This is a genomic window from Pseudomonas sp. GW821-FHT01D09 (assembly GCF_059422465.1).
Map to the genome: position 1 here is coordinate 1 of NZ_JBWKWY010000021.1, position 21713 is coordinate 21713.

Sequence of the window (21713 nt, forward strand, 5' to 3'; positions counted from 1 at the left end):
CGCGATGGCGGTGTATCAGTACCAAATTTATTGGCTGACCCACCGCCATCGCGAGCAAGCCCGCTCCCACACAAGCCCGCTCCCACATTTTGGATGTGTGGTGTTTCAACGCTTGATGCTTTTCAGCTCATCGAGCAACCCCAGCAAAGTCTGCAATTTCTGCGCCCCCAACTGTTCCTGCAAGCGCTGGTAGTTGGCCTCCATGCACTGGCTCATGGAGGCAAAACTCGCCCGGCCCTTGTCCGCCAGGGTCACCAGGACCCGCCGTTGATCCTGCTCGGCCTTGCGCCGATGGATCATCCCCGCCGCTTCCATGCGCACCAGCACGCCCGTCATGCTCGGCTTGAGGATGCAGGCCAGTTCCGCCAGTTGGTAAATCTCCAGTTCGTCGTGTTGATTGAGGATGCGGATCACCCGCCATTGTTGCTCGGTCAGGCCATGTTCGTTCAGCGAGGGGCGGAAAAAACTCATGGCCGCTTCGCGGGCCTGTAGCAAAGTGAGGGTCAAGGACTGCCGGGGTTTGAGCATAGAGTCAGGGTCACGTGCTATTTAGTTAATGTTTTAACGAAACTCTAACATCCCCACTCCGCGCAAGCGCTATAACTTAGGGGTCGCGCACGTTCATGGCGCGCTGAATCAAAAGCCCCGGCACGCAGGATCAAGACATTGCTGGCGCCAGGGGCCCTAATGAAGACATCTGCTTTAGAGCCTTCCTTCACTTTTCAGGCGGCGCCATGATCAACATTGAAACCCCCACGTATTACACCGCGACCAAGAAGTACAACCTGAGTTTCCCCACCCTGGAACAGGACATCGAGGCCGACGTCGTGGTAATTGGCGGCGGCTTTTCCGGGATCAATACCGCCCTGGAACTGGCAGAAAAAGGCATCACCCATATCGTCGTGCTGGAGGCGCGCTACCTGGGCTTTGGCGGCACCGGGCGCAATGGCGGGCAGATCATGGCCGGCATCGGCCACGACCTGGAGAAGATCAAGCAAGACGTCGGCGAAGACGGCCTGCGCCAGGTGTTCGAGATCAGCGACCTGGGCGCCGACATCATCAAGGCGCGGATCGCCAAGTACAACATTGATGCCGACTTCTGCCACGGCTACGGCTATATGGGCTTTAACGCCCGCCAGGAAAAGACCCTGCGGGCCTGGGAAAAAGACTTCAAGTCGCTCAACAGCCAGCATGAAATCCGCTTTCTCGGCGGCTCCGACGTGAAGCAGATCATTGGCTCCGACGCCTACAGCAGCGCCCTGCTGCATATGGGCGGCGGGCATGTGCATTCACTGAACCTGCTGCTGGGCGAAGCCAGCGCCCTGGCCGGCCATGGCGTGCAAATCTTCGAGAACAGCCCGGCGCTGGAGATCAGCTATGGCGAGCGCATCACCGTGCGCACCGGACGCGGCTCGGTCAGGGCCAGCAAGCTGCTGTGGGCGTGTGACAGCTTCCTCAACAAGCTGGAGCCGGAGCTGCATCGCTCGACCATCAACACCTACGCGTTCCAGATGATGACCGAGCCGTTGAGCGAAGAACTGATCCGGCGCATCAGCCCGATCCGTGGGGCCTACAGCGATATCCGCCCGGTGATCGACTACTACCGCGTGACCAACGAAAACCGCCTGCTGTTCGGCGCCGCCACGCCGCTGGTAGAGCACATTCCCGGCGACTTGAAAGCCTGGAACCGCAAGCTGATGCTGAAGATTTTCCCCTACCTCAAGGACGTGAAGATCGACCTGGCCTGGGGCGGCCCGATGGCCTGCAGCCCCAACCTGTTCCCCCAGGTCGGCACCCTGCCGGGGCGCAGCAATGCGTTTTTCGTCCAGGGTTACTCGGGCTTTGGCGTCACCCCCAGCCACATCATCTGCAAGGTCCTGGCCGAAGGCATGAGCGAAGGCTCGGCGCGCTATGACCTGGTCAGCTCGATCCACCGCCCGACGATTATCGGCAAGGATGCAATCCGCCCCCTGCTGCTGACCGCCGGCAAATCCTGGCACCAACTGTCCGGTTACTGGAATGGTCGCCGCTAACCCCGTTTTTATCCCTCTGGAGCAACTGCCATGACCTTCGTTACCCTCAAGAAAGATATCCAGCTGTCTGAACTCGATGCCTGGGGCACCGTTGCCGATCTGGGCGCCGAGATCCTCGCCGGCGAGCTCAAGTCCTTCGGCAAAATGACCTTCGGCGCGCCCACCGACAAAGTCAGCAGCGCTTACTTCGGCACCACCCGGGGCAAATTCCGCATGGTCTATCCGTTTCATGAACAAGCCACGGTGGTCACTGGCGAGGTGCGCCTGACCGACGAAAATACCGGCCAAACCACCCGCTACCAGGCCGGTGACAGCTGGTTCGTGACCCAGGGCACGCCGGTGCTGTGGGAAGTGCTGAGCGAGAGTTTCGTCAAACACTACTTGGCGGTCGCATAACTGCGTTGTTTTATGTGGGAGCGGGCTTGTGTGGGAGCGGGCTTGCCCGCGATGGCGGTGGATCAGTTAAATACTTCTAATCTGACACACCGCAATCGCGGGCAAGCCCGCTCCCACACAAGCCCGCTCCCACATTCGGTATGTGGTGGCTGATGAATTGGGTTCAGGCCATCCGGCTGGAGCGGAACTCCTTGGGCGACAGCTCGAACTGCTTCTTGAACGAACGGCTGAAATGCGCCGAATCGGTAAAGCCCCACTTATAGGCAATCGAGGTGATCGACTCGCTGCGCAGGAACGGGTTGGTCAAGTCATCGGCGCTGCGTTTGAGCCGCGCACGCTGGATGTAGCGGCAGACGCTGTCGTCCTGCTCCTCGAACAACCGGTATAAATGGCGCACCGAGATGTTCAGGCGGCTGGCCAGGCCCACCGGGCTCAAGCCAGGCTGGCTCAGGGACTCTTCAATGACCTTCTGCACATAGCTGCGCAGGTTGTTGCCTTGCAATGCCACGGTATCGTCGCGCCCGTCGTCGTCCTGCTCCAGGGCTGAACCCAGCAGCGACACAAAGGCACACTGCAATGCCTCGACCTCATCCTCGGCGCCTTCGCCGCCCTTGCACAACTGGTCCATCAACACATGCAGCATGCGCCCACAGGCCTTGCTGGAGGAAATCTTGCCAAAGGTCTTCGATTGGCTGCCCATCTGCTTGCACACCTGGGCGCGCGGCAACGACAGCGAGAGATGTTCGATCAAGCCGAACGGGGTGATTTCAATGGAGCCCACCGAGTCCATCAACAGCAGTTCGCCAGGGGCCAGTTGTACCCGCTGGCCGTTCTGCACAATCTGCGAATAGCCGCTGCGCTGGCTGACCAAAAAACAATCCTGGTCGTTATCGCGGTCGGGGTTGCTCGCCTGGCGCTTGATCAACCCGGCGTTGGTACGCAGGCTGGCCAAGGGCAACCCGCCATTTGAAAGCATGGAAAACTCGCCGATAAACAGCGAGCGGTTGAAGGCCAGTTCGGTGTCGAAGTGGCCGCACATCGCACGCAAATCGCGGTTCCAGGTGTCGAGCCCCTGTTGTGCACGCTGTTGGATACCCATGGGTGTCTCCACAATGGCTTATTGTTTTTGTCGGGCAATAGTTAACATGTTATCTATATGCGCGCAACCAGTACCTGTCCGCCATGGTGATTGCACGAATGATGCCAGTCAGAGCCCGCCCACTACGCGCTGCAAGCCGGCCAGCGCAGCCAGCAGCGCATCCCGCTGTTCACGGCTCAAGGCGATGTAGCGCCGAAAGGCCGGCAGGCGATTGACCACCTCGCTGCCGCCCATATGTTCCAGGCGGATGTGCCATTGCCGGGCGTGCAGCTCGATATGCAGGCGCTTGAAATCCAGGGGCATCAACGCCGCTTGCAAGGCGCTGTCCTGTTGCAGGCGCGCCTGCAGCAGCCCCAGCAATGCGCCCTCGCCCGAGCGTTGCCGGCAACGGATGCCGGTCCGGCGGATGGCCCCGCCATGGTGCAATGCAAAGCGCGCCGCGCCCTCTGTCGAGGCGGGCAGGCACAAACTGAACTCGGTGATGACCAGGTGCATCAACAGCTGCGATTCGGTGCGCTCGCGGATCTCCAGGTGCAGGCTGTCGTCCTCCAGGGCTGCCCGCGCCAAGGTCGGCGACACCTGCTCGAAACGCGCCAGCCCCAGGTTGCGCCGCAATTGCCCCAGGGTGCGCCCCGGCTGATATCCCGCCGGTGCGCGGTGTGCGCTGAAGCCTTCAGACAGCTTTTGCCGCAGGGCCGCTATAGCCGTGGTGAGTGTGACCCGGTTCATTGGCAAACTCCTTGGCCAGCACGTCTTCTACCGACGCCGGCGTGAATGGATTGACCTTCTGCACCACCAGGGTCCAGAACAGCGCATACACCGCAGTACCGCCCAGCATCACGCCAAACGGGATGTAGATATCCGCCGGGTTCATCCCCGGTGGCGTGATAAACCACATGCCCAACAGGATGCCGACGCTGGACAGCAGCTGCGGCAGCGGGAACCACGGCGAGCGGTAGGCCCGTGGCAAATCGGGGCGGCGAATACGCAGGATCACCACCGAGAGGGTGACCAGCAGGTAAGCGAAACTCCAGGCACACACCGCCGCCAGCACCAGGTGCATGATGGTGTCGGTGTTGCCGCCCAGGTACAGCGCGTGCAGGCAGGGAATCAGCATTGCCAGCAGGATACACAGCACCGGGGTCTTGAAGCGTGGGTGCAGGTAAGTGAAGACCTTGGGCAATGCGCCGTCCACCGCCATGCCATACAGAATGCGTGGCACACCGGCCATCAGCGTGTTGATGGTGGCGGCGCCGGCAAACAGAAAGCCGATGCCCAGCCACAGCGGCCCGATCTGCCCCATCACCTGCTCGGCAAAGCGTGGAATGGCCATGGGTGTGTCCAGCAGATGCACGCCGCTGGCTGCGTCCAGCACCACGTTTTCCACCTGGCGCTTCATGGCCGCGCCGTAGATGAACATGCACGTCGCCACGCCCATCAGGCCGAGCATCATCGCCCGTGGCATGACCTTGGCCGACTGGCGCAAGTCCGGGGCCAGCGGGGTGACGAACTCGCAGCCGACAAACATAAACATCGCCATGCCCACCAGGGACAGCACCGTCACCAGGTCGCTGCCCACCAGGGATTCGCCAAACCAGCCGTCCAGTTGCACCGCCGGGGCGGCGATCAGGCCCAGCACGCCAAACACCATCAAGGTGATCCACATACCGAAGGTGAGGATGATCTCGGCGCGGCCAAAGGCGCTGACGCCAAACACGTTGAGCACACCGAACACCAGCACAAAGCCCACCCCCAGCAACCAGGAGCCACCGGCGGATTCGGCCAGGGTATTGAGGTGTTCAAAGTTCACCAGGGCCATGACCCCGGCCAGGATGGTTTCGGCGGTGCCGGCAAAGACGTGCACGATCAAATAGGCCGACAAGGTGCCGGTGATCGCAAAAAAACGCCCCAGGCCGCAATTGATGTAGTCGTACACCGAGCCGGTGGTGGGCAGTATCGAGGCGGCCTCGGCGAAGGTCGTGGCCTGGGCCAGCATCATCACCACGGCGAGCAGCATGGCCAGCGCAAACGCGCTGCCGCCAATGCCAAAGCCCATGGTCGCGGTGAGAATCACCGGGCTGGCCATGATCAGGCCAATGGTGCTGGCCAACGCGGTGGGGAAACCCACCGTGCCCCGGTTCAGGTGCGCGGTAAGTCTGTCATTGCTCGACATGGTGCAGATCCTCGCAAGGGATTTTTTAGAAGTGTTTGCACTGTGCACCCGCCCAACCGGAGCGTCTTGCCCCTGGCTGCCGCCGATTTTGTTGCTGCCTGCCAGGGCTTGCGGCTTGGCGGCCAGGATCAATTGCCTGGCACGCAGGTGAAAGACTTGCGCCGCCGACGCTCGCCCTAATGCGCCCTCAACTTAACCCCTGGGGGACTATAACAATGGAGCACACACTCAAAACCCGCCACCTGCGCCCGGCTGCCGGCCTGGTTCTTGCGTTGTGGCTTGGCCACCCTGCGGCCCAGGCAATCGAACTGTATACCGACGACGACACCACCATCACCGGCAACTTCCTGGCTGTATACGGCCTGTTCAATAGCCGCAAGAACTACGAGGGCAGCCCGGGCGGTTCGACCTGGCGCGAAGGCTTTATCAAGTATGGCTTGAGCGTCGAGCAGACCCTGGGTGGCCCAGGCAGTGTGTATGGCACCGCCAACCTGGTGAGTTCCGGCACCTGGGGCGATGGCGATGCCTCCCACGTGACCGACGGCAGCGAGCGCACCACCACGTTCGACGAAGCCTTTGCCGGCTGGCGCTCGGGGGACCTTTTACCGGCGCTGGGCAAGGATGGCCTGGACCTGTCGTACGGGCGCCAGATCATCACCGTAGGCGACGGTTTTATCGTCAACGACGACGGCCCGAACCTGGGCAATGGCGTGGCCGACGGCGAGTTCGACCGTGGCGGCGCCTATTACATCGCGGCGCGGCATGCCTTCGACAAGGCGGCCGTGATGCGCCTGGGCGGCAAGGACGGCCTGCATGGCAGCCTGATGTGGATCGAGTCCGACAACCGCGCCCAGGCCCTGACCGAAATGGCCATCGGCACCCTGGAATACAGCGCCGCGCCAGGCACCCTGGGCTTGACCTATCTGCACGGTATCGATGTGGATCAGCGCTTTGCCAACGACCTGCAAAAGCAACGCCGGGGCATGAACCTCTACAGCCTGCGCGGCAGCGGCAATGCCGGGATCGACAACGCGCACTTCTCGTTTGAATACGCCTGGCAGGACAAGGACCCCGGCCCGGAAAAAGCCTGGTACGCCGAGGCGGGCTATACCTTCGCCGACCGGCCCTGGTCGCCGGACCTGACCTACCGCTATGCACGCTACTCGAAAAACTGGGACGCCCTGTTCGCCGGCTTCAATCGAGGGTTTGGCACCTGGGTCCAGGGCGAAGTGGCGGGCAACTACGCCGGGCCCTACAACAGCAACACCTCGGTGCAGCACGTGGCGCTCAAGGTCAAGCCGCTGGACAACCTGACCCTCGGCGCGCTGTTCTTCGACTACCAGACCGTGAGCAAGCGCAACAGGCTCGACCTGGATGGCCGCGAGCTGGATCTGTATGCCGAATGGGCGGTGAATGAGCACTTGATCATCACGCCATTGATTGGCCTGTACCGCCCCGACAAAGACCAGGAGACGGGCGGCAACCAGGTGGGTGGCAATGGCACCAACGTGTATAGCCAGTTGGTGGTGGCGGTGCCGTTCTAAGACGTGGCTGCCCGCTCCCACAGGGGCATGGCAGCCACAGGCATACGCCCCGGCAGGCACAGTCAAGCGTTATCCCGCAGCATTGGTTAGCCTCGGGTTTTCCTTTTTGATCAGGCACACCCCATGAGCGATATCGCGCTGCTACCCCAGGTCGAAGCCTTCCTGCGTCGAGACCACGGCCTGTTTATCGACGGTGGCTACATCCCCAGCCAGGCCAGCCAGACCCTGGAAGTGATCAACCCCGCCACCGGCCAGGTCATCGCCACGGTCGCCGACGCGCAAGCCAGTGATATCGAGCTGGCCGTGGCCTCCGCCAGGCTGGGCTTCAAACAGTGGTCGCGGACCGCCCCGGCGATCCGTGGTCAGGTGCTGCTCAAACTCGCCGACCTGCTGGAACGCCACCGCGAGGAACTGGCACAGATCGAAACCTGCCAGTCGGGCAAGCTCATCCAGATTTCCCGCGCCTTTGAAGTGGACCAGGCCGCGCATTTCCTGCGTTATTACGCGGGCTGGGCAACCAAGATCAGTGGCCAGACCCTCACCCCGTCGCTGCCCTCGTTTGCCGGCGAACGCTACACCGCCTTCACCCTGCGCGAACCGGTCGGCGTGGTGGTGGGCATCGTGCCGTGGAATTTCTCCACCATGATCGCCATCTGGAAGCTCGCCTCGGCCCTGGTGACCGGGTGCAGCATCATCATCAAGCCCAGCGAATTCACGCCGCTGACCCTGCTGCGCTTGGCCGAACTGGCGGTGCAAGCCGGCCTGCCCGCTGGCGTGCTGAACGTGCTGACCGGTGGCGGCCAGGTGGGCAAGGGGCTGATCGAACACCCCGGCACCGACAAGGTGTCCTTCACCGGCTCGGTGCCCACCGGCCTTGCGGTGGGCCGTGCGGCCATGGGCGCCGGCCTGACCCGCGCAACCCTGGAGCTGGGGGGCAAAAACGCGGCGGCGTTCCTGCGCGATGTGAAGCTGGAAACCGCCGTCAACGGCATGATCGAAGCGGGCTTCCTGCACTCGGGGCAGATCTGTGCGGCGGCCGAGCGTTTCTTCGTCCACCGCTCGCAGATCAACCCGGTCATGGAAGCCCTGGCCCAGCGCTTGAGCCGGCTGAACATCGGCTCGCCGCTGGATGAGCGCACCGAGTTCGGCCCGGTCACCCATCGCCAGCACCAGTTGAAGCTGGAAGGCTTTTTTGCCACCGCCCGCGCCGAACACAACACGATCATCCATGGCGGCCAGCCGATGGAGCGGCCCGGCTGCTATGTGCAACCCACGATCATTCTCGCCAACAGCATCAACGACACACTGCTCACCGAGGAAACCTTCGGCCCCATCGCCACCTTCCTGCCCTACGACGACGAGGACGAGTTGCTGGCGTTGATGAACCACACCCCTGGCGGCCTCAGCGCCAGCCTGTGGACCAACGACCTAGGCAAGGCGCTGCGCATGGTCCCGGCGATCAATGCCGGCACGGTGTGGGTGAATATGCACACCCTGCTCGACCCGGCCGTGCCATTCGGCGGCAACCAGTCCTCGGGCATTGGCCGGGAGTTTGGCAGCGCGTTTATCGAGGACTACACCGAGCTCAAGTCGGTGATGATGCGCTACTGATCACCCCGGGATCAGCGCCTCCGCCTCGATCTCGATCAACCACTCGGGCAGCGACAGGCCGCTGACAATGATCCACGACGACGGCGGCGGGTTTTCCGGAAAGCGCTCGCGCAACGCGGCGGCGATGGGTTCCTGCTGATCGCGGGCGGACTCGACGATATACAGGCGCAGCATGATCACATGGGACAGATCGCCTTCGGCTGCGGCCAGGACCTTGGCGATATTGTCCAGGGCAGTGGCGGTCTGCTCGGCGATGCCGGGGCCGACGGTGCGCTCGTCAGCGTCCACCCCCACCTGGCCGGACAGCAGGATACGCCGGCCCTCGCGCACTTCCATGGCCTGGCTGAAACCGTATTGCAGGGAGTTGAAGACTGTCGGGGGGTTGAGGGTTCTTCGTTGCATGACGACTCCTTGTTGTCTGTAGGAAACAAGGCTACCCCAAGCGTTCCTCCAGGCGATACCTCAAGAAGCGATGGTCCGCGCAAAACAGCCGCCGGTAGGTCAGCAGCACCGCCCCCACCGTGCCCAATGCCGACGATGCGGCAATCAGGAACATGATCACGATCTGATAACGCACCGCGTCCTGCGGGCTTTCGCCGGCCAGCACCTGGCCGGTCATCATGCCCGGCAGGCTGACGATGCCCACCACCGTCATCTGGTTGAGCGTCGGGATCATGCCGGCCCTCACCGCCTGGCGGATCGCGCCCTGGGCAGCTTCCCAGCGTGAGCCGCCCAGGGCCAGGATCATCTCGAGGCTGTTGCGCCCGGTGGTCAGTTCCTGGGTCATGCGCTCGATGCCCAGGGACACACCGGTCAGGGTGTTGCCAAGGATCATCCCGAGGATGGGGATGGCATACTGCGGCTCGTACCAGGGGTGGATGCGAATAATCGCAAACAACCCCAATGCCGTGACCAGCCAGGAACTGCCCCACACCGACACGATGCTATCGACCCGCTGGCCCTTGTAGGTGCGCTTGCCCCGGCCGGCCGCCGACAGGCCGGCGATCAGCGTCATCAGGCACATCAGCGGCAGCACCACGTACCAGTAGGCAAACGCGAAGACCCAGCCCAGCAGATAACCAATCGCCAACAATTGCACCACCGTGCGGATGGCGGCCCAGATCAGCTCGCGCCCCAGGCCCAGCCTTAACAGCAGGGACAGTGCGCCATTGATCAGGATCAGTGAGGCAGCGATTGCCAGGTCGGTGGCGCTGAGATTCTGGTAATTCATGCCTGGCCCACCGCGCTCAAGACCCCGGCGTCCATGTGCAACTGCCGCGTGCTCATCCGCCGAGCCTGTTCATGATCATGTGACACCCAGATATAGGCATGGGCGCTACTGCTGTCAAACCAGGCGCGGATCAAGGCTTCGACTTCACTGGACGATGCGGGATCGAGGGCTGCGGTCGGTTCGTCCAGCAGCAACACATCCGGGTCTGACTGCAGCGTGCGAATCAGCGCCAGCACCTGGGCTTCGCCGCCCGACAAATCCCCGGCGTTTTTCGACAGGAAGTCCGGCGCCTTTCTGCCATGGGCCAGCAATGCGCAGACCTTCTGCCGATCAAACGTCAAGTGGCGCCAGGTGGCGAGCGAGTAAGGAAAACGCAGATTGTCCTCCACCGTGCCCTCGAGCAGCGCAGGCCGTTGGGAGAGGTAGCAGACGCGGCTGCGATAGGTCGGAATCCGCGCATGAGCGATGGCCTGGTTGTGCCACAGGACCTGCCCCGACGTGGGCGCATCCAGCAGGGCAAGGGCCCTGAGCAGGACACTTTTGCCCGAACCGGAGGCGCCGGTGATTGCGACGCGGTCGCCAGGGTACAGCTGGAAATCGGTCGGTTGCAGCAACGCCGCCTGGTGACGCTCGTCCAGTCGCAGCAGGGCCTTGGCCTCGATCAGGGGGGATTGGCGGTCGGCCATGGACTCATCACTCGGTTGAACAACTGGCAATCAAATACCCCACTGCCTCATTCGCGCAAAGGGCTGCACCCAAGACATGATGGCATACTCCACCACTACGACTCCCAACCTTAAAGCGGATAAGGTTTGTGCAAGAAGATCGCTTCGCGCTTTCACATCCCTTTCACAGTCGGGGGCCTAGGGTGATCCCAGCTCCTAGTGAAACCCTTTAAGCCCGCACTCCCCATCGCGGGCTTTTCTTTGTCTGGGATTTGGCTGGCAGCGAGGTGCACACTCACTGCCAGCACACTGAAGTCTTCCTCAGAACTTAACCACATACGTCGTAATCAAGCGCGTTTCCGTATAGTCCGGCCCCGCCGCGCTGCCATTGCCGTAGCGGGTCTTGACGTCATAACGGCGCCACTCCAGCCCCAGGTTCTTGAACGTCCCATCCTGCACCACATAACCAAGGCCCAGCCAGCGTTCGCTTTCAACATTCTGGTCCAGGGCGTTGTTACCGCGGTCGATGCCTGTTCCGCGAAAATAGCGGGTCTTGAACTTCAACCCGGGGATGCCCATCGCCGCGAAGTTGTAGTCATAACTCACCGACCAGGAGCTTTCATTGGGCTTGACGTAGGACACCACGGACCAGTTCACCAGGTACGGCTGGGGCGCGTAACCGTTGAGGGTGGGGAAGCCACTTTCACCGAGCATGCGCTGGTAGGCGACGCCAAAGGTATGGCCGCCTTTTTTCAAAGCGCTCATCAGGCCATAGGAGCGGTTATCGATCTTGCCGTACAGCGCCTTGCCATCTTCCTGGTTATCGAAGTATCGCAGGTCGCTTTTCAACGCATAGCCGCCCCCCAGGTCAAGGTCATGGCTCAGGCCGAAGTATTGCTGCTGGTAGATATCTTCCAACTGGCCGTAGAAATACGTCGCGGCCAACTGTGGAGTCAGTGCATACGTGGCACCGGCAAAGTTCAGGCCGTCGCTGCGGCGTTTTATATCCGGGCCGTTAAACAGGTACATCTTTTCACGGTCGGAAGACTCCCGCGAACTGATCTGGTTGAAGCGCCCGGCGGTCAATGTCCACTTGTCGATGTCCTTGGACTCGATACTGACTCCATTAAACGTGGTCACCAGTTGCCGGGTATCGTCGTAATACGCCACCGGCAAGGTCGGGCGGTGTTCGCCGAGCTTAAGTTCGGTTTTCGAGTAGCGGACTTTCGCCGCGAATGCTGCGCGGCCATAGTCCTGCACCGGTTCGCCACGGCTGTCGTCGTAGGGGATCACCGAGTCCGGCCCGCGCCCGCCGCCGCCGTCCAGGCGGTATGCGTACTGCCCGTAGAGTTCGAGGGCAAACTGCACGGGGCCTTCGGTGTAACCGGAGGCGGCCTTGAAGTCGAACCCCTGGGACCAACTGCCGACCCTGGACTTGGGGGCATCGGTCTGGTGAAAGTCCCGGTCCAGGTAAAAGTTACGCAGGCCCAGGCTGATTTGACGGTCGTTGATAAAGTCTGCCTGGGCAAACAGCGGCGTAAAGCAGCCCAGCAGGCCGACGAACACGCAGTCGCGGGCCATTCTATTTTCAAGAGGCATCGGTGGTTCCTTTCTATGCGCGCAAAACATTTGAGTGGGGCAGATCACTAAGGGGCAGTTAATCCGCAGTCTTGTTTTTATAACCACTGGCTGCAAAAAGACGCATGCGTGCGGGGCACGCTTATTGTTGTTTTAAAGAACCCTGGCAACACTCAGGAAGCGGCCTTCGATGCGTCCCCCAGGCGATGATAGGCACGGTTGAAATACACCAGGCCTTCCTGGCTTTCGCCATTGCAGATACCCAGCACCTCACAGTAGAAAATCGTATGGGAACCCACCTCGTGGGCCTGGGCGATCCGGCAGTCGAAACTCACCAGCGCTTCCTGCAGAATCGGCGCGCCACTTTCCAGGGTCAGCCACTGGGCACAGGCAAAACGCTGCTCGGTATTCATCTCGCGGTTGGCGAACACCCCGGAAATTGCCTGGTGATCGGCCGTCAGCACGTTGACGCTCAACACGCCGTTGCTCTTGAAGTTGATATTGGATGTCGACGCCCGGTTCATGCACACCAGCAGGGTCGGCGGCTGGTCCGTGACGCTGCACACCGCAGACGCCGTAAAGCCGAAGCGCCCGGCCGCGCCATCGGTGGCGATCACCGAGACGGCGCCGCCGAGCAGTGCCATTGCATTGCGAAAACCTGTTGTATCTACCATGGTCTTGCCCTCCGCCGATTCAGATGTCCAGCACCAGTTTTTTCGATTTGGCCCGCGAGCAACACACCAGGATCTGGTCGTTGGCGGCCTTTTCGTCGTCGGTGAGGTAGACATCCCGATGGTCGGGCTCACCTTCCAGCACATCGCACAGGCACGTCCCGCACACCCCCTGCTCGCAGGAGATTTCGATCTTGATGCCAACACTGGCCAGGGCATCGAGGATGCTCTGGCCTTCCAGGACCTGCACCTGCTTGCCGCTGCGTGCGGCGACCACTTCAAAGCCCTGGCCGCTGCTATCGACCTCGACCTGGAAGTACTCACGATGGATATGGTCCTGGGCATGCCCGGCCTTGACCGCCTCACTGATCACCCAATCCATGAAGCCGGCCGGCCCGCACACATAGACATGCACTCCCGCACCGGGCACCCCGAGCACCGCGGGCAGATCAAGGCGCTGCCCCGGGTCTTCGTCATCGAAATGGGTGTGGACCCGCGAGGCAAATGCCGCGTGCTGCAGCTCGTCGATAAAGCCGCAGAGGCTGCGCGAACGCGCGCAATAGTGCAGCTGAAACGCCTGCCCACGAGCCTGCAAGGCATACGCCATGGCCACCATGGGCGTGATGCCGATGCCGCCGCCGATCAGGATCGAGTGTTGCGCATCGGCCGCCAGGGGAAACAGGTTGCGCGGCGCGCTGATCTGTACCACCTGGCCTTCCAGCAATTGCTCATGCACCGCCACGGAGCCGCCGCGCGAGCCCGGATCTTTCAAGACGCCCAGGCGGTAGACCTGGGGGTTGGCCGGGTCGCCACACAGCGAGTACTGGCGGATCAGGCCCGGTTGCAGGTGAATATCCACATGGGCCCCGGCCTCGAAGGCCGGCAAGGCCTGGCCATCGGGGTCGGCCAGGTCGAGGACCACCACCCCCTGGCCCTGTTCCTGGCGCTTTTGCACCACCACTTTCAATAATGTTTGCACGCTCATATCGGCTCGTTCCGCTGGTTATTATTGGCCAAGGCCGATCACGGTCGGCCCGTTGTCGCGTCAGCGCATAAACAGCCCGCCGTTGACGTCCCAGGTCGCCCCCGTGACGAAATAGGCATCCTGCTCCGCCAGTTGCACCACCAGGCGGCCGATGTAATCGGCGCTGCCCAGGCGCTTGACCGGGATCGCTGCGAGCAATTGCTCCATGCGCTCGGGCGCGACCACCGCATGCACCGCTGGCGAGTCGATCGGCCCCGGGGCGATGGCATTGACCGTCACCCCACGCGCCGCCAGCTCCTTGGCGAAGATCTTGGTCAGGGTGATGATCGCGCCCTTGGAGGCCGCGTAATGCCCACCGGTCGCGGTCCCGCCGTTCTGCCCGGCCAGGGACGCCATATTGATAATCCGCCCATAACCCTGGCCGGCCAGGTACGCCCCCAGCACCTGGCATCCGAGAAAGGTGCCGCGCTGGTTGATGTTGGTGACTCGCTCGAACTCCTCGGGGCTGATCTGCATCAACGGCGTGGCCAGGGTCATGGCCGCATTGTTGACCAACACATGGAGGGCGCCGAAACGCTGGACAGTCGCCGCCAGCGCCTGCTCGAAGTCGGCCTTGCAGCCCACGTCCAGACGCAGCGCCAGCACACGCTCGCCGCTCGGGTCCAGGCGCCGGGCAGCGGTATTTGCCGCCACCTGGGACAGGTCGCTGAGCACCACCGCGTACCCCGCCGCGTACAACTGGGCGGCGATGGCATACCCCAGGCCCTGGGCGGCGCCGGTCACTAAGGCTATCTGTGTCATGCCGGCGCCCTCACAGGATGTAACCGATACCGGCGAGGGTGTCGGTGGAGTTGATCAGGTGGATCAGCTTGCGCTGGATCTTGAAACTGTCGCCGTCCCGCAGCAGCTCGAACGTGATATCGGCGGTGTAGTGCTTGAGCACATCCTTGCGGCATTCACGCAGGTTCTGCGCACAGCGCACAGTGACGGTGGCGCCGTCATCGGCCAGCAGGCGAAAGCGCGACAGCGTGCGCACGGTACGCGCCCGTGGCGTGGTGGAAATCGACTCGCCACTGGTCAGGCGCGTGACCCGCAACTGGCGCATGTGATGGTCGTCATAGGCATAGTTGAGGGTGTTTTCAAAGTCGGTTTCCAGGGGGTCGATGGGGATGATATAGGTGGCATCCTCGGTCCACAGCGCCAGCCATGCCTGGAACTCACCGTGATCGAGCATGTCCGCTTCTTGCCAGATAAAGGCACTGGCCTGGTTGAGCAGCTGTAGGTTGATCATCACTGGGTCTCCTGGGCCGACATCATTTTTTTCCACTGCTGATAGCCGGCGCGCATGCCGGTTTCGGCGCTGACATCACTGACCAGGCCATCGGCGCTGGCCTGCTCGCCGGCCAGGCCGCGATTGAGCATGACCCACAGGTCGGTGCCCGCGCTGGCGCCCTTCTGCACCCGCTCCCACGCCTCGGAATCGTCGGGCGTGCCAAACCCCATCGGGCCCTGGAAGTGCTCATGCAGGCGCAAACGGTAACGGTTGGCCACCGCCGGGCCGCCGTCCATGGTAATCACCGCGTGGTGGATCTCGGTCTCGTCCACGGCAATCGGTTGCAACACCCGGAAGAACGCCATCGAGCACGCAATATTGGGGAACAGATTGAGGTTGAACCCCGAACCGCCCACGGCACGGACGATGCGGCGCACCGCCTGCTCGTCATGCCCTTCTTCGCGCAGTTGCCCGGCCAGTTCCTCAAACCGCGCCGGGATCGGCAACTCAAGGTTGGCTTCCAGGTCGATCAGGTCCGGGATCATCACCATCACGCTATGGCCGTTGCCCAGGTCTTCGACGTAGCCGCTGCCGCCGACGAAATTGAGCATCTCTTCGGTCTGCTTATCCACCGACGACAGGAACGACTTGTGCACCAGCGGGAAGTGGTAGGCGTCGGTGGTGTTTTCCAGCTGGATTTTCCAGTTGCCGGGGAAGCGGAAGCGGTGTTCGCCAGCAACCTTGATCGGGTAGCCACCGCCCTGTTTCATAAACAGGTCCATCCATTTCCTGGCCGCGCCGAGGAAGTCCTCCAGCGGCTCGATGGCATCGTTGAAGGTGGCGAAAATCATCCCAGCATATTGCTCGACCCGCAGGCTCACCAGGGGGTGCTCGCCCTTGTCCAGCCTGTCGGCGTAGCTCTCCGGGTGCGGCACGCCGCGCAGCGAACCGTCGAGGGCGTAGCTCCAGCCGTGGTAGGGGCAGACGAAGCTGTTGGTCTTGCCCTTCTTGTGCTCGCACACCGTGGCGGCGCGGTGGCGGCAGCGGTTGAGCAGTACATGGATCGCCTGCTTGCGGTCACGTACCACAATCACCGGCTGCTTGCCGACGTAGGTGGTCTTGTAGCTGCCGGCGTCGGGAATTTCGCTGACGTGGCCGACCCAGATCCAGGTCTTGTAGAAAATCTTCTCCAGCTCCTGGTCGAAGACTTGGGCGTCGGTGTACAGCGAGGTGTGCACACGGTCCGACAGGACGCGTTCGGACGGGCAACTGTCAAGGTTTACGGCTTGAATCAGGTTATTCACGATGTCTCCTCGTCGACCCGCCGGGCCGACTCACTTGAATGCGGGTTTCACTCACCCGGCTTATGGGGCACCGGCAACCGGGCGCTGTGGTTCCACAGGCTCACAGGGCGGCTGAACAGGTTCTCGGTCTGGAAATGGGCGATGCGCCAGTGGCCGTCTTCACACTCGAAGGTCACGCTCAGGCGCGCACTGTTCAGATGGGACGCACCACTGGCAAAGGTCGAGGTCTGCAACATCACCCAGGCACCGCTGGCCCGCAAACCCCGGACCTCGATCTGTTCGCTGGTCAGGAAGTGCACGTTGAGGGCAAAGTGCGCGGGCTCGACCATGTAGGTGGCAAACATCCCGCGAATGGCGGCACGCCCGTGGTAGCCGCCAAAGGCTTCCTGGTACCTGCTGCCCTTGCCTTCCCAGATCGCCTTGGGGGTGAACAGGTCGGCCAGTTCATCCAGCGGCGAGTGGGCGCCCAGGTCGTCGCACAGCTGCATGTAGCGGTTCATACAGGCCCGTACGGCGTTGGCGCTTTCCAGGGTTTCTAGGCGTTGCGCCAGGGCTTGGAGCTGTTCGTTCATGGCCGGGCCTCAGCGCTGGATAATCAGTTCGCGGCCGGTGCGGGCCTCGACCTTGCAGTACTTCCACAGCTTGTAGGTGCCGTCACCCACCGGGGTGCTGCGAAACAGGTTGCAGGCCGCATGCACGCTGGCAATGTCCGGCACGTCCGCCAGCAGGTAGGTGGTCCAGGGGTAGCCGGTGGACGGGCCGACCATGCTCTGGTCATCGTCCATGTTGCCGAACACCGTGACGCCCGGCAGGTCATGGATGCCATTCCACATCTGGCTGAATGCAGCCCACACCTGCAATTGCTCGTCCCGTGGGGCGTCGAAGAAGTTCTGGTTGATGCCCATGCAAAACAGCACGCGCAAGGCTTTGGTATCGCTCATTGCAGTCACCTTTTTTCTTGAAAATCGAACGTCACAGATAGCCGGGCAACGGCTTGTTGCCGAAGAAAATCGCCCCGGCGCTTTGGTAAGTCATGTCGCCCATAAAGGCGTGCTGGGTGATGACCTGGGCATCGTTGACGAAGCGCGACAGCGGGCTGCTGCGGTACACCCCGCTCATCCCCGAGAGCATCTGCGCGGTGCGCGCAACATCGGCGGCCACGCGGGTGGCATGGGTCGACGACAGGCGCAGCAGGTTGGTTTGCGCCACCGACACCGGGTCGCCGGCGAGGATGCTGCTCCAGGCGTCGTCGATGGCCTGGTAGAACCAGGCCCGGGCCGAGAGCAAGGCCGCCTCGGCCTTGGCCACTTCCACCTGGGCCAGGGGCCGGTCGGACAAGGACGGCGCGCCGGTCACCGAAATGCGCCCGTTGGCCATGCCACTGAGTTCATCCAGCGCAGCCCGCGCCACGCCCAACCCGACCACCGACAACACCTGGGTGGCGAACGACAGCGACGGGTAGCGAAACAGCGGTTCGCTCAGGCTCGACGGCCCGCCACGCACAAAAGTCCACTCCTCGGGCACCACCACGCCCTCGACCACCAGGTCGTGGCTGCCGGTGCCGATCAAGCCGGTCACGTCCCAGGTCTGCTCGATGCGCACCTTGTCCCGGGGCATCACGGCCATGCGTGGCAGGCCGAGCATGTCGCCGTTTTTCGGGGCGATACCGACACCGATCAACGAGGCGCCCATGCAGCCGCTGGAGAACCTCCAGCGCCCGTTGACCTCAAGGCCGCCGTCGACAAACGCGGCCGGTTGCGGCGGGAAGATACCCCCGGCGAACACCACGTCCGGGCCGTTGGCGTAGACCTGCTCGATACTCGCCAGGGGCAACGCCGAGAGGTACACCAGGCTCATGCCAAAACTCGCCACCCAACCGGCGGAGCCGTCGGCGTGGGCAATGTCTTCGACCATCTGGCAGAACTGCCCCGGCGAACACTCGTCACCGCCGAACCGCTTGGGCACCAGGGCGCGGTACACCCCCAGCTCGCGAAAGCGCTGGATGATGTCGGGGCTGATGTGTTTTTGCTGGTCGAACTCACCGCTGCGCGCGCGCCGACGGATGTCGTCCAGCAGTTGCTGGAAGTCTTCACCGTCGATAATCGACAGGTCGGACCTCGGGCTTTGTGCACGGAGTGCAGTCATGGAATACCTCCAAAAATAATCAGGCTGATTGTTGTTCTAGGCGTTGCGAAATCATCAGGGCCACGGCGCACAACAAGGCGTCCTGGCCTTTGCCGGCGATCAGTTGCAGGCCTACCGGCAGGCCACTCGGCCCTTGCAGCGGCAGGCTCAGGGCCGGGTGGCCGGAGAGGTTGAAGGGGCGCACCAGGCGGGTCATGCCGATGGCGGCGCGGGTGTCCGCAGCCTGCGCCACTGCCAGGGGGTAATCGGGCATCGTCGGCAAGGCCAGGATCGGGTGTTGCGCCAGGGCCGCGTCTACCTCGCGGGTGAAGGCCTCGCGCACCTGTTCGGCCTGCTGCAGTTCGTCGTCACCGGTCAAGCCCGCAGCTTGCAAGCGTGCGGCGATATCCGCGCCCAGCAGGCCGCCGGGCAGCAGGTGGCCGCAGGCGTTCCAGGTCTCACGGTTGATTACCGCCAGGCCGGCGTCGTAGGCCGCCTGCATGCCGGGCAGCGGCGTGGGGTGCAGGGCAAAACCGCTGCGGGCCAAGGCGTCGTCAACCGCGTGCAAAATCTGCGGGTGCGCCGTGACCGGCACCACGCCAATACTGAGATCGGCCGGGCAGGACTGGGCCATAAACCCCGGGTCGATGACCTGCATCGCCGCAATCAACAGCGCCATGCTGGCGGCAAACGGGCCAACGCAATCGAGGCTGGAAACCCTGGGCATCACCCCCGCACGGCTGATCCGGCCAAAGCTCGGCTTGAGGCCAAACACCCCGCAACAGGCGGCCGGCACCCGCACCGAGCCACCGGTATCGGTCCCCAGGGCGAAGTCCACCAGCCCCGCCGCGACCGCCGCCGCCGAGCCGCTGGAGGAACCGCCAGGGATGTAGCCGGGGTACAGCGGGTTGTCGGCGGTGCCGCTCCAGTGATTGATCCCGGTGGTGCCAAAGGCCAGCTCATGCAGACTGGTCTTGCCCAGGATCTGGCAATTGCCCTTGAGCAGGGCCTTGACCACCTCGGCATGCTCCGATGCCGCCGCTGCGCGCTCCAGGGCTCGGCTGCCGGCACGGGTTGCATAACCTGCGATGTCGATCGTGTCCTTGACCATCACCGACAGACCATTACCTCCCAAAGCCAAATGCTCGACGACGATGGTCATGTCACCTCCCGCTCAATGTTGCGACGCCTGTCAGTGGACTGGGCAGGTAAAACCCTGCCCAGCGCTTAAATCTAAAATCATAATATTTACGTGAAATGTCAATTGATTTGTCTATTTAAAATTATGGGTATTTTCGGTGCACATTTTTCAGCGAACGCACCGGAGCCGTGCATTTCGGTAACACTCTGAAAATGGTTCAATTCAACATGAAATAAATAATAAATCCTTATATTTCATATAGATAAATAAAAAAACAAACCACCCCTCACACGATCCTTCTGTTTACCTGGAGCGCAAAATATCTCAAAAAATACGTAGAAACGAAAAGTTACCGATTGTTTTATCGTGAAAAAAAACCATCAAAAATAGCTAATTTATTGCGTATTTTTTAATAAAAAAACCCACCGAAAATAGCGATAAAACCGCGAGCTAGCGCCCTCGCATAACGCTCGCTTGCCTCGCCTTCAAGGGGCAAACACACCGGCCGCTGCCCGGGATAAATCCCGCTTCACACAACCACCGCAGATTTTTCTGGCATGCAACCTGCTATCGCCCTACTCGCCCATCAACAGCGGCTCACGCCGTTGCGGCAACCGCCAAGGGTTCGCCTCCATCGCGCACCGCGACCGCTGTTCAAGCGGCGACGGGCCGAGGGACGGGCGCTTGCTTAGCCTTGCAATGCTTCGGAGAACTCCATGCTCTTGAAAAAAGCTGTGTCCACCTTGCTACTGAGTGCGGCCTGCGTATCCCTGGCCCAGGCGCAAGTCACGGTCGGTGTGATCACCTCGGCCGCAGGCCCTTTGGCCATGATCGGCGTGCCGCAGAAAAACACCGTGGCGCTGCTGCCGACCCAGGTCGGCGACCAGGCCATCCGCTACATCGCGCTGGACGACGGCAGCGACCCGACGGCCACGGTCAAGGCGTTGAAGAAGCTGATCAGCGAAGACAACGTGGATGCGATCATCGGCCCAAGCGGCTCGCCCAACGCCATCGGGGTGATCTCGTTTGTCGCCGAGGCCCAGGTGCCGCTGTTGTCGCCCGTGGGCACCGCGGCGGTGATCCTGCCGATGACGTCCGAGAAAAAATGGGTGTTCAAGACCACGCAAAATGACGAGTTGATCGCCAAGGCGTTGTTCGAGCACATGGCCAAACACCAGGTGAAAACCCTGGGCCTGATCGGCACCGCCGATCCGTATGGCGAGAACTGGGCCAAGGTGGCCACAGCCCTGGCGAGCGAGCATGGGATCAGGATCGTCGCCAACGAACGTTTCCAGCGCCAGGACACCTCCATCACCGGGCAAAGCCTCAAAGTGCTCGCCGCCCGCCCCGACGCGGTGCTGGTGGCGGCCCCCGGCAGCCCGGCGGTGATGCCCCAGGCCACGCTGTTCGACCAGGGCTACCGTGGCCAGGTCTACCAGACCCATGGGGCGGCGCTACCGGACTTCCTCAAGCTCGGTGGCAAGAAGGTCGAAGGGACGATCCTTGCCGCCAGCCTGATGCTGGTCCTCGATGAGATGCCCGACAGCAACCCCTCGAAGAAAATCGCCGCCGACTACACCGCCGCCTATCAGAAGCTCTATGGCAGCAAGCCCGCCACCTTCGGCGCCAACACCTTCGATGCCGGCCTGCTGCTGCAAGCCGCCATCCCCCTGGCCGCCGCCAAAGCCGCGCCGGGCACCGTGGAGTTTCGCCGGGCACTGCGTGACGCCCTGGAAAGCACCCACGAGCTGGCCGGCACCCAAGGTGTCTACAGCATGACTCCGGCTGACCACAGCGGGTTCGATGAACGCGGCCGGGAGCTGATCCAGGTGAAAAATGGCACCTGGACCCTGCTCAAAGACTGAGACCGCGCGCCCCTGCCCGC

Annotated in this window: 22 protein-coding genes; 5 read left to right on the forward strand and 17 right to left on the reverse strand. The window is 62.4% G+C overall.

Annotation, left to right across the window (positions count from 1 at the left end):
- Positions 1-105: 105 nt before the first annotated feature.
- Complete coding sequence (gene hpaR / locus AC07W7_RS17985; RefSeq protein WP_076961398.1) at positions 106-528, reverse strand: homoprotocatechuate degradation operon regulator HpaR; 423 nt, start codon at positions 526-528, stop codon at positions 106-108.
- A 206-nt stretch (positions 529-734) separates the two neighbouring features.
- Here hpaR and AC07W7_RS17990 point away from each other — a divergent pair, with 206 nt between their 5' ends.
- Both AC07W7_RS17990 and AC07W7_RS17995 read left to right on the forward strand, forming a co-directional pair.
- A complete protein-coding gene (locus AC07W7_RS17990; RefSeq protein ID WP_495039820.1) occupies positions 735-2033 on the forward strand; it encodes an NAD(P)/FAD-dependent oxidoreductase in 1299 nt (432 codons plus the stop codon).
- A 30-nt stretch (positions 2034-2063) separates the two neighbouring features.
- Entirely contained in the window at positions 2064-2429 is a 366-nt protein-coding gene (locus tag AC07W7_RS17995; RefSeq protein ID WP_099168517.1) for a cupin domain-containing protein, read from the forward strand.
- Between the two features lie 163 nt (positions 2430-2592).
- Here the strand turns inward: AC07W7_RS17995 and feaR are convergent, their stop codons facing one another.
- The 3 genes from feaR to AC07W7_RS18010 form a co-directional block, all read right to left on the reverse strand.
- Positions 2593-3528 carry a transcriptional regulator FeaR gene (feaR, locus tag AC07W7_RS18000; RefSeq protein ID WP_495039821.1) on the reverse strand — a complete coding sequence of 312 codons (936 nt, stop codon included), beginning with the start codon at positions 3526-3528 and terminating at the stop codon, positions 2593-2595.
- A 108-nt stretch (positions 3529-3636) separates the two neighbouring features.
- Complete coding sequence (locus AC07W7_RS18005; protein WP_495039822.1) at positions 3637-4257, reverse strand: DUF3156 family protein; 621 nt, start codon at positions 4255-4257, stop codon at positions 3637-3639.
- The gene (locus AC07W7_RS18010) at positions 4202-5701 is read right to left on the reverse strand and encodes an APC family permease (RefSeq protein ID WP_495039823.1); all 1500 of its coding nucleotides are present in this window, start codon (positions 5699-5701) and stop codon (positions 4202-4204) included. Before AC07W7_RS18010 ends, AC07W7_RS18005 begins: the two co-directional genes overlap by 56 nt.
- Positions 5702-5916: 215 nt before the next feature.
- Here AC07W7_RS18010 and AC07W7_RS18015 point away from each other — a divergent pair, with 215 nt between their 5' ends.
- Both AC07W7_RS18015 and AC07W7_RS18020 read left to right on the forward strand, forming a co-directional pair.
- Positions 5917-7245, forward strand: coding sequence for an alginate export family protein (locus AC07W7_RS18015; RefSeq protein WP_495039824.1), 1329 nt, complete (start codon positions 5917-5919; stop codon positions 7243-7245).
- Between the two features lie 123 nt (positions 7246-7368).
- Positions 7369-8856 (forward strand): aldehyde dehydrogenase family protein, encoded by a 1488-nt coding sequence (locus tag AC07W7_RS18020; RefSeq protein ID WP_495039825.1) that lies wholly within the window; start codon positions 7369-7371, stop codon positions 8854-8856.
- Here the strand turns inward: AC07W7_RS18020 and AC07W7_RS18025 are convergent, their stop codons facing one another.
- From AC07W7_RS18025 to AC07W7_RS18085, 13 genes are all read right to left on the reverse strand, one after another.
- Positions 8857-9258, reverse strand: a complete 402-nt coding sequence (locus AC07W7_RS18025; protein ID WP_236309256.1) for a RidA family protein — start codon at positions 9256-9258, stop codon at positions 8857-8859.
- 31 nt (positions 9259-9289) lie between these two features.
- The gene (locus AC07W7_RS18030) at positions 9290-10087 is read right to left on the reverse strand and encodes an ABC transporter permease (RefSeq protein ID WP_076961390.1); all 798 of its coding nucleotides are present in this window, start codon (positions 10085-10087) and stop codon (positions 9290-9292) included.
- On the reverse strand, positions 10084-10773 hold the full coding sequence (locus AC07W7_RS18035) for an ABC transporter ATP-binding protein (protein WP_169864342.1): 690 nt from the start codon (positions 10771-10773) through the stop codon (positions 10084-10086). The genes AC07W7_RS18030 and AC07W7_RS18035 overlap by 4 nt, the downstream gene beginning before the upstream one ends.
- Before the next feature lie 300 nt (positions 10774-11073).
- Positions 11074-12333: an OprD family porin gene (locus AC07W7_RS18040; protein WP_495039851.1), complete on the reverse strand. Its 1260-nt coding sequence runs from the start codon at positions 12331-12333 to the stop codon at positions 11074-11076.
- A 170-nt stretch (positions 12334-12503) separates the two neighbouring features.
- Positions 12504-13004 (reverse strand): flavin reductase, encoded by a 501-nt coding sequence (locus tag AC07W7_RS18045; RefSeq protein ID WP_076961387.1) that lies wholly within the window; start codon positions 13002-13004, stop codon positions 12504-12506.
- 19 nt (positions 13005-13023) lie between these two features.
- Positions 13024-13986, reverse strand: coding sequence for a PDR/VanB family oxidoreductase (locus AC07W7_RS18050; RefSeq protein ID WP_495039826.1), 963 nt, complete (start codon positions 13984-13986; stop codon positions 13024-13026).
- Between the two features lie 60 nt (positions 13987-14046).
- The gene (locus AC07W7_RS18055) at positions 14047-14787 is read right to left on the reverse strand and encodes an SDR family NAD(P)-dependent oxidoreductase (RefSeq protein WP_495039827.1); all 741 of its coding nucleotides are present in this window, start codon (positions 14785-14787) and stop codon (positions 14047-14049) included.
- A 10-nt stretch (positions 14788-14797) separates the two neighbouring features.
- The gene (locus tag AC07W7_RS18060) at positions 14798-15274 is read right to left on the reverse strand and encodes an aromatic-ring-hydroxylating dioxygenase subunit beta (RefSeq protein WP_099168550.1); all 477 of its coding nucleotides are present in this window, start codon (positions 15272-15274) and stop codon (positions 14798-14800) included.
- A gap of 2 nt (positions 15275-15276) precedes the next feature.
- Entirely contained in the window at positions 15277-16563 is a 1287-nt protein-coding gene (locus tag AC07W7_RS18065) for an aromatic ring-hydroxylating oxygenase subunit alpha (protein ID WP_076961384.1), read from the reverse strand.
- A gap of 47 nt (positions 16564-16610) precedes the next feature.
- Entirely contained in the window at positions 16611-17135 is a 525-nt protein-coding gene (locus tag AC07W7_RS18070) for a nuclear transport factor 2 family protein (protein WP_076961383.1), read from the reverse strand.
- Between the two features lie 9 nt (positions 17136-17144).
- A complete protein-coding gene (locus AC07W7_RS18075; RefSeq protein ID WP_099168529.1) occupies positions 17145-17504 on the reverse strand; it encodes an IacB protein in 360 nt (119 codons plus the stop codon).
- Between the two features lie 31 nt (positions 17505-17535).
- The gene (locus AC07W7_RS18080) at positions 17536-18708 is read right to left on the reverse strand and encodes an acyl-CoA dehydrogenase family protein (RefSeq protein WP_495039828.1); all 1173 of its coding nucleotides are present in this window, start codon (positions 18706-18708) and stop codon (positions 17536-17538) included.
- Positions 18709-18727: 19 nt separating this feature from the next.
- Complete coding sequence (locus AC07W7_RS18085) at positions 18728-19849, reverse strand: amidase (protein ID WP_495039829.1); 1122 nt, start codon at positions 19847-19849, stop codon at positions 18728-18730.
- A gap of 695 nt (positions 19850-20544) precedes the next feature.
- On the opposite strand from AC07W7_RS18085, the gene AC07W7_RS18090 reads away from it, so the two are divergent.
- Positions 20545-21693 carry an ABC transporter substrate-binding protein gene (locus AC07W7_RS18090; protein ID WP_495039830.1) on the forward strand — a complete coding sequence of 383 codons (1149 nt, stop codon included), beginning with the start codon at positions 20545-20547 and terminating at the stop codon, positions 21691-21693.
- The last annotated feature ends 20 nt before the right edge of the window (positions 21694-21713 follow it).

What these genes read in the sequence shown, in the direction of transcription:
- AC07W7_RS18025 (WP_236309256.1), bottom strand. Translation starts at nt 9,258, where the DNA reads ATGCAACGAAGAACCCTCAACCCCCCGACAGTCTTCAACTCCCTGCAA.
- AC07W7_RS18050 (WP_495039826.1), bottom strand. Translation starts at nt 13,986, where the DNA reads ATGAGCGTGCAAACATTATTGAAAGTGGTGGTGCAAAAGCGCCAGGAA.
- AC07W7_RS18090 (WP_495039830.1), top strand. Translation starts at nt 20,545, where the DNA reads ATGCTCTTGAAAAAAGCTGTGTCCACCTTGCTACTGAGTGCGGCCTGC.
- AC07W7_RS18080 (WP_495039828.1), bottom strand. Translation starts at nt 18,708, where the DNA reads ATGACTGCACTCCGTGCACAAAGCCCGAGGTCCGACCTGTCGATTATC.
- AC07W7_RS18010 (WP_495039823.1), bottom strand. Translation starts at nt 5,701, where the DNA reads ATGTCGAGCAATGACAGACTTACCGCGCACCTGAACCGGGGCACGGTG.
- AC07W7_RS18075 (WP_099168529.1), bottom strand. Translation starts at nt 17,504, where the DNA reads ATGAGCGATACCAAAGCCTTGCGCGTGCTGTTTTGCATGGGCATCAAC.
- AC07W7_RS18030 (WP_076961390.1), bottom strand. Translation starts at nt 10,087, where the DNA reads ATGAATTACCAGAATCTCAGCGCCACCGACCTGGCAATCGCTGCCTCA.
- feaR (WP_495039821.1), bottom strand. Translation starts at nt 3,528, where the DNA reads ATGGGTATCCAACAGCGTGCACAACAGGGGCTCGACACCTGGAACCGC.
- AC07W7_RS18040 (WP_495039851.1), bottom strand. Translation starts at nt 12,333, where the DNA reads ATGGCCCGCGACTGCGTGTTCGTCGGCCTGCTGGGCTGCTTTACGCCG.
- AC07W7_RS18035 (WP_169864342.1), bottom strand. Translation starts at nt 10,773, where the DNA reads ATGGCCGACCGCCAATCCCCCCTGATCGAGGCCAAGGCCCTGCTGCGA.
- AC07W7_RS17990 (WP_495039820.1), top strand. Translation starts at nt 735, where the DNA reads ATGATCAACATTGAAACCCCCACGTATTACACCGCGACCAAGAAGTAC.
- AC07W7_RS18005 (WP_495039822.1), bottom strand. Translation starts at nt 4,257, where the DNA reads ATGAACCGGGTCACACTCACCACGGCTATAGCGGCCCTGCGGCAAAAG.
- hpaR (WP_076961398.1), bottom strand. Translation starts at nt 528, where the DNA reads ATGCTCAAACCCCGGCAGTCCTTGACCCTCACTTTGCTACAGGCCCGC.
- AC07W7_RS18045 (WP_076961387.1), bottom strand. Translation starts at nt 13,004, where the DNA reads ATGGTAGATACAACAGGTTTTCGCAATGCAATGGCACTGCTCGGCGGC.
- AC07W7_RS17995 (WP_099168517.1), top strand. Translation starts at nt 2,064, where the DNA reads ATGACCTTCGTTACCCTCAAGAAAGATATCCAGCTGTCTGAACTCGAT.
- AC07W7_RS18070 (WP_076961383.1), bottom strand. Translation starts at nt 17,135, where the DNA reads ATGAACGAACAGCTCCAAGCCCTGGCGCAACGCCTAGAAACCCTGGAA.
- AC07W7_RS18015 (WP_495039824.1), top strand. Translation starts at nt 5,917, where the DNA reads ATGGAGCACACACTCAAAACCCGCCACCTGCGCCCGGCTGCCGGCCTG.
- AC07W7_RS18055 (WP_495039827.1), bottom strand. Translation starts at nt 14,787, where the DNA reads ATGACACAGATAGCCTTAGTGACCGGCGCCGCCCAGGGCCTGGGGTAT.
- AC07W7_RS18020 (WP_495039825.1), top strand. Translation starts at nt 7,369, where the DNA reads ATGAGCGATATCGCGCTGCTACCCCAGGTCGAAGCCTTCCTGCGTCGA.
- AC07W7_RS18085 (WP_495039829.1), bottom strand. Translation starts at nt 19,849, where the DNA reads ATGACCATCGTCGTCGAGCATTTGGCTTTGGGAGGTAATGGTCTGTCG.